General features: G+C 61.8%; 12 protein-coding genes. 1 reads left to right on the top strand and 11 read right to left on the bottom strand.

The window, feature by feature from the left end; all coding sequences use genetic code 11:
* Nucleotides 1-92 precede the first annotated feature (92 nt).
* A complete protein-coding gene (locus HAQ05_RS04210) occupies nt 93-1,535 on the bottom strand; it encodes a SulP family inorganic anion transporter (protein ID WP_190417718.1) in 1,443 nt (480 codons plus the stop codon).
* 148 nt (nt 1,536-1,683) lie between these two features.
* Nucleotides 1,684-2,496 (bottom strand): NAD-dependent epimerase/dehydratase family protein, encoded by an 813-nt coding sequence (locus tag HAQ05_RS04205; RefSeq protein WP_190417716.1) that lies wholly within the window; start codon nt 2,494-2,496, stop codon nt 1,684-1,686.
* Nucleotides 2,497-2,706: 210 nt separating this feature from the next.
* Between HAQ05_RS04205 and HAQ05_RS04200 the strand changes: the two genes are divergently transcribed.
* Nucleotides 2,707-3,897 carry an amino acid aminotransferase gene (locus tag HAQ05_RS04200; protein WP_190417714.1) on the top strand — a complete coding sequence of 397 codons (1,191 nt, stop codon included), beginning with the start codon at nt 2,707-2,709 and terminating at the stop codon, nt 3,895-3,897.
* Nucleotides 3,898-4,028: 131 nt separating this feature from the next.
* On the opposite strand, the gene HAQ05_RS04195 is transcribed toward HAQ05_RS04200, so the two are convergent.
* From HAQ05_RS04195 to pilB, 9 genes are all read right to left on the bottom strand, one after another.
* Nucleotides 4,029-5,048: a branched-chain amino acid aminotransferase gene (locus tag HAQ05_RS04195; protein ID WP_190417711.1), complete on the bottom strand. Its 1,020-nt coding sequence runs from the start codon at nt 5,046-5,048 to the stop codon at nt 4,029-4,031.
* A gap of 233 nt (nt 5,049-5,281) precedes the next feature.
* Entirely contained in the window at nt 5,282-7,675 is a 2,394-nt protein-coding gene (locus tag HAQ05_RS04190; RefSeq protein ID WP_190417709.1) for a TonB-dependent receptor plug domain-containing protein, read from the bottom strand.
* Between the two features lie 201 nt (nt 7,676-7,876).
* Nucleotides 7,877-9,175, bottom strand: coding sequence for an NAD(P)/FAD-dependent oxidoreductase (locus HAQ05_RS04185; RefSeq protein WP_190417707.1), 1,299 nt, complete (start codon nt 9,173-9,175; stop codon nt 7,877-7,879).
* Nucleotides 9,176-9,457: 282 nt separating this feature from the next.
* On the bottom strand, nt 9,458-10,087 hold the full coding sequence (locus tag HAQ05_RS04180) for a DUF1780 domain-containing protein (protein WP_190417705.1): 630 nt from the start codon (nt 10,085-10,087) through the stop codon (nt 9,458-9,460).
* 154 nt (nt 10,088-10,241) lie between these two features.
* Complete coding sequence (gene yacG, locus HAQ05_RS04175; protein WP_190417703.1) at nt 10,242-10,442, bottom strand: DNA gyrase inhibitor YacG; 201 nt, start codon at nt 10,440-10,442, stop codon at nt 10,242-10,244.
* Entirely contained in the window at nt 10,439-11,062 is a 624-nt protein-coding gene (gene coaE / locus HAQ05_RS04170; protein ID WP_190417701.1) for a dephospho-CoA kinase, read from the bottom strand. Before coaE ends, yacG begins: the two co-directional genes overlap by 4 nt.
* On the bottom strand, nt 11,059-11,931 hold the full coding sequence (locus HAQ05_RS04165; RefSeq protein WP_190417699.1) for a prepilin peptidase: 873 nt from the start codon (nt 11,929-11,931) through the stop codon (nt 11,059-11,061). The genes coaE and HAQ05_RS04165 overlap by 4 nt, the downstream gene beginning before the upstream one ends.
* Before the next feature lie 3 nt (nt 11,932-11,934).
* Nucleotides 11,935-13,152, bottom strand: a complete 1,218-nt coding sequence (locus tag HAQ05_RS04160) for a type II secretion system F family protein (protein WP_190417697.1) — start codon at nt 13,150-13,152, stop codon at nt 11,935-11,937.
* Nucleotides 13,153-13,155: 3 nt separating this feature from the next.
* Nucleotides 13,156-14,853 carry a type IV-A pilus assembly ATPase PilB gene (pilB, locus tag HAQ05_RS04155; RefSeq protein ID WP_190417695.1) on the bottom strand — a complete coding sequence of 566 codons (1,698 nt, stop codon included), beginning with the start codon at nt 14,851-14,853 and terminating at the stop codon, nt 13,156-13,158.
* Nucleotides 14,854-15,048 lie beyond the last annotated feature (195 nt).

The following is a 15,048-nucleotide window of genomic DNA, read 5'->3' as shown; positions in this document are numbered from 1 at the left end:
CATGGTGGCGACCTGGCGATTTCCAACGGCAACTGATGGCTCCCGCTGACTATTTCACGGGCGCTACCGGGCCGGCCATGGCGCGCTTGGGGTCAATCTATAACCCCCGCCCGCTGAAGCATTGCCCGGCAGCGTTGCGATAGGTGAACCACTTCCACCTGCTTGCCCGCCTTGGCATAGCGCGCCAGCAAGGCTTGCAGCGCGGCAATCGCCGAGTGGTCGGCAAAGCGCAGGTGCGCGCAGTCCAGCGTGACCCGCGGTGGGTCGTTGGCAGGGTCGAACAGTGCCTGGAACTGCGTGGTAGAGGCGAAAAACAGCGTGCCACGCGGCGTATACCGGCAGCCGCCAGTGCCATCATCGTGGCGCTCGGCATGGATGTCGCGGGCATGCTCCCAGGCAAAATTCAGCGCGGCAATCACGATGCCGCACAACACGGCGATGGCAAGGTCGGTGAACACCGTGATGACCGTGACCGCGATGATCACCAACGCGTCGTTGCGCGGCACCTTGCCCAATACCCGCAGCGAGCCCCAGGCGAAGGTTTGCTGGGCGACCACGAACATCACCCCGACCAGCGCGGCCAATGGAATTCGCTCGATCAGCGGCGACAAAAACAGGATGAACAATAAGATCATCACCCCGCTGGCTACCCCCGACACCCGGCCGCGCCCACCCGAGCTCAGGTTGATGACCGTTTGTCCAATCATGGCACAGCCGCCCATGGCGCCGAAGAACCCGCTGGCCACGTTCGCCGCGCCCAGCGCGAGGCATTCACGGTTAGGCTGGCCGCGGGTTTCGGTCAGTTCGTCGGTCAAGTTGAAGGTAAGCAGGGTCTCCAGCAGGCCCACGGTGGCCATCAACACCGCATAAGGCAGGATGATCTTCAGCGTGTCGAGGCTCCAGGGTACGGCGGGTACATGAAAACTTGGCAGCCCGCCGGCAATGTGGGCCATGTCGCCCAGGGTTTGGGTGGGCAAGTGCAGCCGGTGGCTGAGCAGGCCCACCCCAACGATAGCCACCAAGGCCGGTGGCACTGCGCGGGTAAAAATGGGCAGCAGCCACACCACCAGCATGGTCAACGCCACCAGGCCCAGCATGGTCACCAGCGGTGCGCCGGTCAGCCACTGCCCGCCACTGTGAAAGTGCTCCAACTGCGCCAGGGCAATGATGATCGCCAGGCCATTGACGAAGCCGAGCATCACCGGGTGTGGCACCAGGCGCACCAGCTTGCCCAAGCGCAGCGCACCGAACAGCGCCATCAGCGCGCCGCTGAGCAGGGTAGTGGCCAGCAGGTATTCAGCGCCGTGTTGCACCACCAGCGCCACGATCACCACGGCCATGGACCCCGCCGCGCCGGAAATCATGCCGGGGCGGCCGCCGAACAGCGCGGTGAGGGTGCAGATGATGAATGCGCCATACAGGCCCATCAACGGGTTGACGTGGGCCACCAAGGCAAACGCGATGCATTCGGGCACCAGGGCGAAGGAAGAGGTTAGCCCGGCGAGCAGGTCGTTGCGCAGTGCGGTGAAGTTCATGCCATTCCTTACTGAGCCAAACACCCCGCGAAGCACGCCTTGGTCAGGCGCGCCGCGCAGGGTGGCAGGTAGGGCGGGTAAAGCGCGGCACGGGGCGTGCCTGGAAGTTACGTAATAATATGAAACAGTTAGCGTGCTGGCTAGGGGGTCACTCGTCCCCGAATGGCCCTGCAGCGACGAATACCCCGCCTTGGTAGACCATCGACGGGTCGTCCGCGGCTGGCTTGGGCAGCTTTTCGACCTGCTCGCGAAAGCGTTCGGAGCTGTCCTTGGGCTGGTAGTTCAGGTGGGCAGCGTAGCGGTTGTCCCACCAGGTATGGGCATTGGCTGAGGCACCATAAACGATGGTATGGCCAATGTGCTCGGTGAACAGCCCACGCTCGATAAGCTGGGTCAGGTCGTCGTAGCTCAGCCAGGTGTGCATCATGCGCAGGTTCTGCGGTGCCGGGAACGACGAGCCGATGCGAATGCTCAGGGTTTCGATGCCGTAGCGGTCGAAGTAGAACATGGCCACGTCTTCGCCGAAGGATTTCGACAGGCCATAGTAACCGTCGGGGCGCCGTGGGCTGGTGGCATCGAGGGTTTCGCTTTGCTTATGAAAGCCGATCACGTGGTTGGAACTGGCGAAGATCACCCGCTTCACGCCGTGGCGGCGCGCGGCTTCATAGATGTGGTAAACGCCGCAGATGTTCGGCCCCAGGATGGTTTCGAAGGCATGTTCGGTGGATACCCCGCCAAAGTGCACGATAGCGTCCACGCCTTCGACCAATGCATCCACCGCCTGCTTGTCGGCGAGGTCACACCGCTGCACTTCTTCGTGGCTGCCGCGGGCAGGCGCCAACGTGGCGATGTCGGACAAACGTATCACGTGGGCGAAGGGCTTGAGGGTGTCGCGCAGGATTTTGCCGAGGCCGCCGGCGGCCCCCGTAAGCAACAGGCGGTTGAACGTGCGGTTGGGCATGGGAAGGCTCGCAGGTTGTTTTTTGGGGTAGTTGTCATACGACCTGGCTCGCAATATGGCCGCGCGGCTGGGTTATTGTCAATCGAGCCCGGGTTACCGATGGGGTGTTTCGCCGGGCGGCGCTGAGTTTTCTTGACGCTGCCGGGGGGCTGTGGAGTAATCAGTGCTTCCCGGCGGGCGGCCCGCCGTTTTCCACAACACGAGGTTAGTATGTTCGAACATTTGCCCCTGTACGCCGGTGACCCGATTCTCGGGCTGATGGGGGAGTTCGCCGAGGATCAGCGCCCAAACAAGGTCAACCTCGGCGTGGGCATCTATTACGATGCCGCTGGGGCTATTCCATTGCTGCCCTCGGTGCGTGAAGCCGAAGACGAACTGATCGCCCAGCACACCCCGCGTGGCTACTTGCCGATGGAAGGCTCCGCCGCTTACCGAAAGGCGGTTGTCGAGTTGCTGTTCGCCGATTCCGTGGGCGCCGACCGTGGCGTCGCGGTGATCCAGACCGTGGGTGGCTCCGGTGCCTTGAGGGTGGGGGCCGACCTGCTCAAAACCGCCTGGCCCGATGCCGCCATCTGGGTATCGGACCCTACCTGGGATAACCACTTGGGGATTTTCCAAGGCGCGGGCTTTGCGGTTAACCGCTATCCGTACTTCCACCCCCACACCAAGCACTTCGACTTCGACGGGGCGTTGGCTGAGTTCAAGCGCCTGCCGAAGGGCAGCATCGTGTTGCTGCACCCATGCTGCCATAACCCAACCGGCGTACAGCCTACCCGCGAGCAATGGTTGCCGCTGCTCGATGCCTTGCAAGCACGGGAGGCGGTCACCTTCCTCGACATCGCCTACCAAGGCTTTGGCGACGGCTTGGACGACGACGCTTGGCTGGTGCGTGAATGCGCCCGCCGTGGCATGGAGTTCTTGGTGGCCAGCTCGTTCTCCAAAACCTTTTCGCTCTATGGTGAGCGCGTGGGTGCGCTGAGCATGCACACCGCCACACCCGACGTGGAGCGGGTGTTCGGGCAGATGAAACTGCACGTGCGGCGCAACTACTCCAGCCCGCCCATGTTCGGCGCCTCGCTGGTGGCCAAGGTGCTGGGCGATGCCCGGCTGAACCGGCAATGGCAGGGCGAACTGGCACAAATGCGCGAGCGCATCACTGCCATGCGCGCGGCACTGGTCGAAGGCCTGAAAGCCCGGCTTCCAGCACACGATTTCGAGTTTCTGGCCCACCAGCAAGGCATGTTCGCCTACACCGGCCTCAGCGCCGCGCAAGTCGCGGTGCTGAAGGCCAAGCATGGGGTGTATGCGATCGACACCGGCCGCATCTGCATCGCCGGGCTGAATGAAAGTAACCTCGGGCACGTGATCGAGGCGTTCGCGGCGGTAATGACCGCGGCATGAATAGGGCAACCTAAGAAGGCGACCCCTGCGGCAGCCGAAGGCTGCCGCAGGTCGGTTTAAAAACAAAAGCCCCTGGCCGCTACAGCCAGGGGCTTTTACCAACCCACTGCGGGGTCGTTAGCCGGTGAGGGTCAAACCTTGACCACCCAGCCCGCCGGGCCTTCGATGTCGCTGAACTGGATGCCGGTCAGTTCGTCGTAGAGCTTCTGGGTGACCGGGCCCACCTCGGTTTCGCTGTGGAACACGTGCAGTTTGCCCTCGTACTGGATGCCGCCGATGGGGGTGATCACCGCGGCAGTGCCACAGGCGCCGGCTTCGACAAAGCGGCCAAGGTCGTTGATGAGCACGTCGCCCTCGATGACGGTAAGCCCTAGGCGGCTCTGCGCCAGTTCTATCAGCGACAAGCGGGTGATGCCGGGCAATACCGAGCTTGATTTAGGGGTCACGAATTCCTGGTTGGCGGTGATGCCGAAGAAGTTCGCCGAGCCCACTTCCTCGATTTTGCTGTGGGTGGCCGGGTCCAGGTAGATGCAGTCCGCAAAGTGGGCTTGTTTCGCTTCGGCGCCAGGCATCAGGCTTGCGGCATAGTTGCCACCCACCTTGGCCGCGCCGGTGCCGTTGGGCGCGGCACGGTCGTAGCCGGAAATCACGAAGTTGTGTGGCTTCATGCCGCCCTTGAAATACGGGCCCACGGGTACGCAGAACACCGAGAAGATGAACTCTGGCGCAGTGCGTACGCCGATGTTGTCGCCCACGCCGATCACGAACGGGCGCAGGTACAGGGCGCCGCCGGTGCCATAGGGGGGGATGAAGCGCTCGTTGGCCGCGGCCACCTGCTTGCACGCCTCGACGAACATGTCGGTGGGCACTTGCGGCATCAGCAGGCGGTTGCAGCTGCGCTGCATACGCTGGGCGTTCTGGTCTGGGCGGAACAGGTTGATCGAGCCATCCTTGGCGCGGTAAGCCTTCAGCCCCTCGAAGCACTGCTGGCCATAGTGCAGGGCGGTGGAGCCCTCGCTGATGTGCAGTTGGTTGTCTTCGGTCAACACGCCTTCCTGCCAGGCGCCATCACGCCAGTACGAAAGGTAGCGTAGGTCGGTCTTGATGTAATCGAAACCCAGTTTGTCCCAGTTGATGCTCTCGTTGCCCATGACACCCTCGAATGGCTGATGGCGGCTGGATGGCTGCGCCGCCTGAACTCCAGTAGGGATAATAATGATTTCTGCAGATTTATCCGAGGCTTTAAGGGCAGAGTTGATCGGTGGCGCAATAAATTTCATGCGCCCGGTCGGCTAATACAGCCGCGCCGCCGGCCGCCAGGCCAGGCATGCCCCCCCTTCGACCCCGCCAGGGAGGGCGCGCGCCAGCTCCACAGCTTGGCCTATCACCAGTTGTAGGTGACTTTGCCGTAGTAGAACGCCCCGCTGTAACCGTACGGCGAAAAGGTGCTGTAGGCCAGGTTGCCGCCGCTGGAGCTATAGGCATTGAGTTTTTCAGGGTATTTGTCGGTCACGTTGTCGCCGCCCACCGTGAATAGCCAGTTTTTCAGTTTGTAATCCACGGCAAGGTCCAGCAGCCAGGCCGCGCTGAAGGTTTGGTCGTACGCGGAATCGGTTTGGTAGCTGGTGTACTCACCGTAACGCACTAAGTTGGTGTGCAGCGCCCAGTTGCCATACTGGAAGTCGTTGGCCAGGCTCAGCTTGTGCTGCGGGGTGGTGTCGCCGAGCAAACCAATGCGTTCACGGCGGTCTACGCGCAGCAGGTCGACCCCCAATTGGTCAAGAATCGCCGGGTTGGCTTTTACGTCCGTGACTTTGGTGTGGTTGTAGTTGTACCCCACCGTGCTGGACCAACGCACGCCGTTGTCAAATTGGTAACGGTAGTTAGCCACCAGGTCGACCCCATCGGTGCGGGTGTCGGTGGCGTTGGTGAAGTAACGCACGCTGGTGTAGTTGATGTCATTGACACCATTGGCTTGCAGATAATCGGTGGCGGCATCGTTGAGCACCAAGTTTGAAGACAACGACACGCGGTCCCGAATATCGATGCGGTAAACATCGGCCGTGACAGTAAGGTTGTCCGTAGGCTCCAGCACCACGCCCAAACTGTAGTTGCGCGATTTTTCCGCTTTCAGGTCTTCAGCGCCCAACAGCCGAGCAACCTGGCTGTTGGCCGGGAAGGTGCCGGCTTCCTGGATCGTGTTGCCGATCAACTGCGAAGAGGTGTAGGCGAAATTCTGCTGGGCCAGCGAAGGCGCACGAAAACCGGTCGACACACTGCCGCGTACCGCGACCTGTGGCGTGAACTGGTAACGGCCGGCGAGTGACCCGCTGACGTTGGAACCGAAGTCGCTATAGTCTTCGTGGCGTACCGCGGCCGACACGGACAGTTTGTCGCTCAGGTCAGTTTCCAGGTCCAAGTATTCCGCCCAGTTGTGGCGGCTGCTGGTGCCGGCGTCGGCGGCGCGAAAACCGCCCAGGCCGGAGCTTCCCGTTTGGTAATAAGACTCGGGTTGCCCCGCTTGAATCTGATAACGCTGCTGTAAGTATTCCGTGCCGAACGCCACCGACACCGGGTTAGGCAGCCAGCCCAGCTTGAATTCCCTCGACAAGTCCAGCGTCAGTTGCTTTTGTTCGTTCGTGAGGGTGCCGTTATCGAACGAGAAGGGCGTTGCCAGCCCCAGCGAGGTATTGATGGTTTTGGTGCGCAGCTCATAGCGGTTACGCCCATAGTTGGCAGACAAGTCGTAATGCCACTGGTTGGCAAGTTCCCCGCGCACACCCGCAACCAATGAGGTGTCTTCCAACTTGCCGTCGATCAGCGGCAGGTAACCGTTGGGGTAAATCGCCGGCAGGTTGTTCGACGCATTGCTCGCCCGATAAAACGCAGCGGTTTCGCCCCGCCGTTTGCTGTACCCGCCAAAGCTGTAGACCTCGGCGTTATCGTTCAGGCTATAAGCGCTGTTGAACTGCACCTTGCCCTCATGGGTGGCCGGCTCGCCCTGGCGAAACACATGCTGCCCATAGGTGGTCGAGCCAATGCTCGCGGTACGATAGTCATCGCCGGCGCGGTCGGTGTATTCGTTATTGGCGCCTTCGCCGGCGATGTCGAAAAAGCCGTTCTCACCCAGTGCGAAACCGCTGTTGCCGCTGAGTTGGCGCTGGATACCGTCACCTTTTTTGTATTGGCCGAACTTACTGGTAAGCGACCCGCCGTGGTCGGCGTGCTTGAGGATAATGTTGATCACCCCGGCAATGGCATCCGAGCCATAGCGGGCGGCCGCCCCATCACGCAATACCTCGATGTGGTCGATCGCCGACAGCGGTATGGCGTTGAGGTCCGCCGGGGCCGAGCCGCGCCCCACCGCACCGCCGAGGTTGACGAATGCCGAGGTGTGCCGCCGCTTGCCATCGACCAGCACCAACACTTGGTCGGGTGAAAGCCCACGCAATTGGGCCGGGCGGGTGAGTTCGGCCCCATCCACCAAGCTGGGCCGTGGAAAGTTGATCGATGGGATTAGCTTGGCCAGCACGGTGCCCAACTCGTCCGACCCCGTGCTATTGAGCGCATCGGCGCCGATAACATCGATCGGCGACAGCGAGCTGCTGGCCGTGCGCTCTTGGGTGCGGGTACCGGTCACGATAACGGTATCCAATTGCTGCGCCGTGTCGCTCGGCACGGGGGTGCCCTCGGCCTGGGCGAGGGTAGGCACCGCCGCCGCCAATAAGTTGAGTGATAAAACCGATAGCGTCCAGGTGCCAGGCTTGGTGCGCTGCATCTCGTTTTCCTTGCAGAAAATGGGCGAGCGATCCGCATGGCGAACGGTGGCGATCATCCTTGATTCGAAAGAGGTACCCGGTGGCCCGATGGCATATAATGTAATTTACTGTAACAAAAATTTTAAATAAATAAAAAGCATATGCGTGGGTATAAGTACTAGATGTTTCAGGCCGCCGTTCAGCGGCCTGAAGGGCCGCTGTCAATGCAGTTTCAGCCGTGGTTCGGTGCCGCGCCCAATGCGGCTGCCGAGCATCGCCAAGCCAGTGCGCCACAGGCCATACAGCGCCATTTGGTGCATGCGGTACAACGACACGTAGAACATCCGCGCCAGCCAGCCTTCGAGCATTACGTTGCCCGTAAGGTTACCCATCAGGTTGCCCACCGCCGAGAAACGCGACAGCGACACCAGCGAGCCGTAATCCTTGTAGCGGTACTCTGGCAGGGCGCCGCCATTGAGCCGTGCCTTCAGGCTTTTGGCCAGCATCGAAGCCTGCTGGTGCGCGGCTTGGGCGCGCGGCGGCACGTTACGGTCGCTGCCCGGCTGGGGGCAGGCGGCGCAGTCACCGAAGGCGAAAATGTCGTCGTCGCGGCTGGTCTGCAGGGTCGGGCGCACCACCAATTGGTTGATGCGGTTGGTTTCAAGCCCGGCGATATCCTGCAAAAACGCCGGCGCCCGGATGCCCGCGGCCCATACCTTCATCGCCGCCGGCACCACCGTACCGTCCTGGGTCACCAGTTGCTCGGCCGTGACTTGGCTCACCGGGGCGCCCACCATCACCTTAACGCCCAGTTTCTCCAGGGTTGTGTGCACCGGCTTGCCGATCCGTTCCGGCAGTGCCGGCAGCACCCGTGGGCTGGCTTCGATCAGGGTGATGCGCAGGTTCTCCGGTTTGATCCGCCCCAGCCCATACGCGGCCATTTCAAGGGCGGCATTGTGGAGCTCGGCCGCCAGTTCCACCCCAGTCGCGCCAGCGCCGACAATGGCCACGGTGATCTCTTGCTCATGGGCTTCGAGGTTGGCGTGGGCGCGCAGGTACGCATTGAGCAGCTGCTGATGAAAGCGCTCGGCCTGCTGGCGCGTGTCGAGGAACAGGCAATGCTCGGCCGCCCCTTGGGTGCCGAAATCGTTGGTGGTGCTGCCTACCGCGATCACCAAGGTGTCGTAGGCCAGCGTGCGCTGCGGCACCAACTCGGCGCCTTGCTCATCGAGCGTGGCCCGCAGGGTAATGGTCTTGGCCTCGCGGTCCAGGCCAACCATGCACCCCAATTGGAACTCGAAATGGTTCCACTTGGCCTGGGCCAGGTAATTCAGCTCGTCGGCGTGGGCGTTCAACGAGCCGGCAGCCACCTCATGCAGCAGAGGTTTCCAGATGTGGGTGAGGTTGGCATCGACCAAGGTGACGTGGGCCGTGCCCTTTTTACCGAAGGTTTTGCCAAGGCGGGTCGCCAGTTCCAGGCCGCCAGCGCCGCCGCCGACGATCACGATACGGTGAGTCATTAAGGTATCTCATAAGGTTGGGAAAGCGTGGCCCTGCATACGGCAGGCGAACCAACGGCGCGAGCGCAAGGCAGCTCCAGCGCGGCGTTGGAACGAAAACGGGGGCAACCGCCGGCCGCGCATGCGCAATCAGGGCGGCTCGGCCCTGGGCGCAATAAAAGGCGGTCATGGATGGCATCGGATAAACGGCCGGCGGCAAAAAGTTGATACTTCGATGGCCGAAACGCTACAGGGTTCATTGACCAGTATCAATGTGTGGCACGGGGCGATGTGCCGCTTTTTTTACAAGCTCACGCCCACGTCGAAAATAATGCTGCGGCCCAGGTTCGCGCGCAGAAAATCCGGGGCGTCGGGGTGGGCATACAGCACCCGCACGAAGGTCGGGCCGACCAGCGTCAGCGAGCGCCAGCCGTGGCGCAAGTACTCGGTGGGCGGCGGGAAATGGCTATTGAGGTTCAGCGTTTCGCGCTTGAGGCTGGCGAAGGCGATGATGTCGAGCTCGGACAAATCCAGCCCGCGCTCTTGGTAATTGGCGGCCTTTTTGCGCAGGGTGGGGCCCAGCCGCTGTAGCAACTGCGCCGCTTGGATGCGCTTGGGGCGGGCCTGGCGGCGCACCAGTTGGCTCAGGGAAAACGCGCTGCGCCGGCGCTGCAGCTCTTCACGCCACTCATCGTTGAGCCGGCGCCCCTCATCGAGCACGAAGAACACTTCCAGCCGCGCGTCGCGAAACAACACATCCGGCGGCTCTTGGCCGGCCGGCATGAACTCTTCGCTGCGATAGGCGATGTTCAGCCCCTGCAACAGCCGTTGGCACACCCAGCGCTCGCGCTCCCACTTGCGCGCATTGGATAAAAACGCATTGGCCTGCTCGGCCTGGCTGGTGAGCAGGCGTATGTACTCTGCATCGTCCATGGTCGGGCCCCACAAGGGTGGTAAACGCTTCGTTTAAAGGTAGCTTATTGGCAGGATGGCGCCGTATCGGTTCAAGGTTTGCAGGGTCGCGCCGCGGCCGCCCTAGCGGCATTTCACGCCAACGTCGCAGGGCGCGTGCCCTGGGGACCCTGCATCAATGCTGGCGCGGCTGCAGTTCTTCGGAAAACAACTCGTCCTCAGCATCGGGGGCCACCGGGATCTTATGCTCCTCCGCGGCCCAGGCGCCCAGGTCGATGAGCTTGCAGCGCTCCGAGCAAAAAGGCCGGCTGGGCGAGGCGGCGCTCCATTCGACCGGGGCACCGCAGGTAGGGCAGTTGACGACAGTTGGGCTCATGAATGGCCTCCAGCTAAAGACAAATAAAAAGCATGCAGGCGGTCGACCTCGTGGTGCAACCAGGCCAGGTCGCGGTCGTTGACGATCACATCGTCGGCCACCGCCAGGCGTTGTGCGCGGCTCGCTTGGGCCGCCAGGATAGCCCGCACCTGCGCCTCGCTGGCGCCGTCGCGTTGCTGCGCACGCGCCAGTTGCAACGCTTCGGGCACGTCGATTACCAGCACGCGTTGGGCCCCCCGGCGCTGGCCGGTTTCCACCAACAAGGGCGAGGCGTAAATGGCATAGGGTGAGGTGGCGCTGGCCAGGCTGCGCTCGATGGCCCGGCCGATCAGCGGGTGCAGTAACGCCTCGAGCCAGCGCCGTTCGCCAGCGTCGGCGAAAATCCGCGCACGAAGCGCCGCCCGGTCCAGGTGCCCCTCGGGGGTGAGAACGCCCGCGCCGAAGTGTGCCGCCAGTTGCGCGAGGGCCGGCTGGCCCGGCTCGACCACCCAGCGGGCGGCCTGGTCGGCATCGACCACGTGGATGCCGAACGTGGCAAAGCGCTCGGCCGCGGCGGTTTTGCCGCTGCCGATGCCGCCCGTCAGGCCCAAGATCCAAGGTGCAACCGGTGTATGGCTCATCGAAACCCAGCAAATTGCAGGTACAGGGTGGTTATTTCATCACCCCAGAGCAATGCAATCCACCCCGCCACCGCCAAGTAAGGGCCGAACGGTAGCGGCGTGCTGGCTTTGGCGCCGCGCAGGCGCAGGGTGGCCAGCCCCAGCAACGCCCCCACCAGCGACGACAACAGCAGCGTCAGCGGCAGTGCTTGCCACCCCCCCCACGCACCGATGGCCGCCAACAGCTTGAAATCGCCATAACCCATGCCTTGCTTGCCGGTGGCCAGGCGAAACAGCCAGAACACCGCCCATAAAGCGCCGTAACCCAACACCGCGCCCCATACGGCAGCGGCCAGGGGGGTGAACACGCCAAAGGCGTTTACCACCAGCCCCAGCCATAGCAGCGGCAGCACGATCACATCGGGCAGCAATTGGGTGTCGGCATCGATCATCGCCAGGGCGAGCAACCCCCAGGTGAACAGCAAAAACGCACCGCCCTGCCAACTGAACCCAAAATGCCAACCGATAAAGCCCGAGAGTACGCCGCAGGCCAGCTCCACCAGCGGGTAACGCCGGCTGATGCGCGCCTGGCACCCCGAGCAGCGCCCGCGCAGCAACAGGTAGCTGAGCACCGGGATGTTCTCGTAGGCCCGGATGTGGTGGCCGCAGTGGGGGCAACTGGATGCCGGCAACAACAAATCGTACCGGCCTTGCACCGCATCGGCCGGCAATTGCAGGTACTCCCGGGCCTGGGCCCGCCATTGGCGGTCGAGCATGGTCGGCAGGCGGTGGATCACCACGTTGAGGAAACTGCCCACCAGCAGGCCCAACAGCAAGGCGCACAGCGCGGTGGCCAGCGCGGAGCTGGCCAAGAGGTCGAAAGCAGGCATGGGTTAGACGACAGAACCGAGTTGGAAGATGGGAAGGTACATGGCGATCACCAAGCCCCCTACGAGTACGCCCAGCACTGCCATGATCAGCGGTTCCATAAGCGTCGTGAGGTTGGCCACCGAGTTATCGACTTCTTCTTCATAATAAGTGGCTACTTTATCCAACATGTTGTCCAGCGCCCCGGACTCCTCGCCAATCGCCGTCATCTGCACGGCCAGGCTGGGGAATATCTTGGTGGCGCGCATGGCGTAATTCAGTGGTATCCCCGTGGACACCTCTTGCTTGACCTGCAGAACGCCTTGCCTGAACACGACGTTGCCGGTGGCGCCGGCTACCGAATCCAATGCCTCCACCAGCGGAACCCCGGCGGCGAACGTGGTGGATAAAGTCCTGGCATAACGCGCCACCGAAGACTTGTACAGTATGCCGCCCACAACCGGGATTTTCAGATAGGTACGGTCCAGGAAGTTACGGAATTTTTCACTTTTTTGGTGGAAGTGTTTGAACACAAACCCCAGGGCCACCAAACCAATCAAAATAATGTACCACCAGGCCTGGATTACCTCGGACAAGTTGATGACCATCTGGGTAAACGCCGGCAGTTCTGCACCGAAGCCCTGGAAAACTGCCTTGAACTGCGGCACCACTTTGATCAGCAAAATACCCGACACGATCATGGCCACCACCAGCACGGCAATGGGGTAGGTCATGGCCTTCTTGATTTTCGACTTCAGCGCTTCGGTCTTTTCTTTGTAAGTCGCCACCCGGTCGAGCAAGGTCTCCAGCGCGCCGGCCTGCTCGCCGGCGTCGACCAGGTTGCAGTACAAATCATCGAAATACTTGGGGTGCTGGCGCAACGCGTGGGCGAAGGTGCTGCCGGAGGCGACTTCGTTCTTCAGCCCCAGCACCAGTTTAGTCATGTTCGGGTTATCCACCCCTTCGGCGATAATGTCGAACGACTGCAGCAGCGGCACGCCGGCCCTCATCATCGTGGCCATCTGGCGGGTGAAAAACGCGATGGCCAGCGGTTTAATGCGTTTGCCCTTGCCGAACAGCGGGGCGCTTTTTTTCTTGATCTTGCCTGGGTTGATGCCTTGTTTGCGCAATTGTGCGCGTACCAGTGCCAGGCTCTGGCTGGTCATCTCGCCGGTAACCTTGGTGCCCCTGCGGTCCAGGCCTTCCCAAGCGAAGGTGGTGATTTTTACTGCCTTTGCCGCCATGTATTAATCCTTGGTCACCCGGTTGACTTCTGCGAGGCTGGTAACCCCTTGCATGACCTTTGCCAACCCGGACATGCGCAAATCATTGAAGCCCTCTTTGCGCATCTGCGTTTCGATGTCGATGGCGTTACCGGCCTCCATGATCAGCCGTTGCAGGCTGGGTGTGACCCTGACCACTTCGTAGATACCCTGGCGCCCTTTGTAGCCCAGGTTGCACTGGTCACAGCCCACCGGTTCGAAGACCTTGAAGGTGCCAATCGTGTGCGCGGGGAAACCCTCGGCCAACAGCGCCTCGCGGGGGATATTCGCTTCTTTTTTACACTCCGGGCAGAGTTTGCGCGTCAGGCGCTGGGCAATGATCAGGTTGACCGAGGTGGCGATATTGAAGCTGGCCACACCCATGTTTTGCAGGCGGGTAAGGGTTTCCGCGGCGCTGTTGGTGTGCAATGTAGAGAGCACCAAGTGCCCGGTTTGCGCGGCCTTGATGGCGATCTCAGCGGTTTCGAGGTCGCGGATCTCACCGACCATGATCACATCCGGGTCTTGCCGCAAGAATGAGCGCAGCGCCGTGGCAAAGTCCATGCCCTGGCGCGGGTTCACGTTGACCTGGTTAACGCCTTCCATGTTGATTTCCACCGGGTCCTCGGCGGTGGAAATATTGATATCCACGGTGTTGAGGATGTTAAGCCCGGTATACAGCGACACCGTTTTGCCCGAACCCGTCGGCCCGGTGACCAGGATCATCCCTTGGGGCTGGCGTAGCGCCTGCAGGTACAGTTCCTTTTGCGCAGCCTCATAGCCGAGGGCGTCGATCCCCATTTGCGCGCTGGACGGGTCGAGGATCCGCATCACGATTTTTTCGCCCCACAGCGTGGGCAGGGTGTTCACCCGAAAATCGATGGCCTTGCTTTTGGAGATACGCAGTTTTATGCGCCCATCCTGGGGCTTGCGCCGTTCGGAAATATCCAGGCTGGCCATCACCTTCAACCGCGCGGCGATCCGCGCCGCCAAATTCACCGGCGGGCGGGCCATCTCACGCAAAATGCCATCGGTGCGAAAGCGCACGCGGTAGGTTTTTTCATAGGGCTCGAAGTGCAGGTCTGACGAACCGCCACGGATGGCATCGAGCAGCATTTTGTTCACAAAGCGCACCACCGGCGCATCGTCGGCGTCTTGCGTCACCGGCTCGTCACGGTCGATGCCGTTGGCGTCGATGTTTACCCCATCGAGGTCCGCATCGGCCAAATCTTCCAAGCCTGTAGCGTTGCTGTCGAAGTAGCGTTCGATGGCGTCGCTGAGCTTGTCGTCCTCGACCAGGATACTTTCGGCGGCAAGCCCGGTACTGAACTGGATATCCGTGATGGCCTGGTGGTTAGTCGGGTCCGCCAGGCCCACGAACAGCTTGTTGCCGCGCTTCCACAGCGGCAGCGCACGGTGCTGGCGAATCAGTTTTTCACTCACCGCAGCCTTGGGCTGCGCTTCGCGGTCGAGGCTGCTGAGGTCGAACAACGCCACCCCGAATTGGTCCGACGCCACCTCGGCCACCACCCGCCCAGGCACCACTTTGTTCTGCACCAAATAATGAACCAAGGACACGCGGCTGCGCTGCGCTTGCAGGTAAGCCTGCTGCGCGGCTTTTTCCGTTAGGAGCTGAGACACGACCAGTTGCCTGGCCAAGCCGCTAAGGGCGATATCGTTCATCTGAGGGTTCCGGGCTACGGCGTGTGGCGTGAGTTATAGCGTAGTCGAGCGGAAGTGCCAAATTGAGGGATGAGGTGACAAAATTTGTCAGACATGGCGCAGAGTTGCTAGCCAATAGGATATCCGAACCTAATAATGTGGGCTTTCCCGGTATGAGTGCGCTGGCACAGGCCTTGCTTTCTCCAGCGAAAGAGG

Origin of the sequence: Pseudomonas typographi, assembly GCF_014694385.1 — a bacterium.
GTDB lineage: Bacteria > Pseudomonadota > Gammaproteobacteria > Pseudomonadales > Pseudomonadaceae > Aquipseudomonas > Aquipseudomonas typographi.
This window is presented reverse-complemented; position numbering and strand designations above follow the sequence as displayed.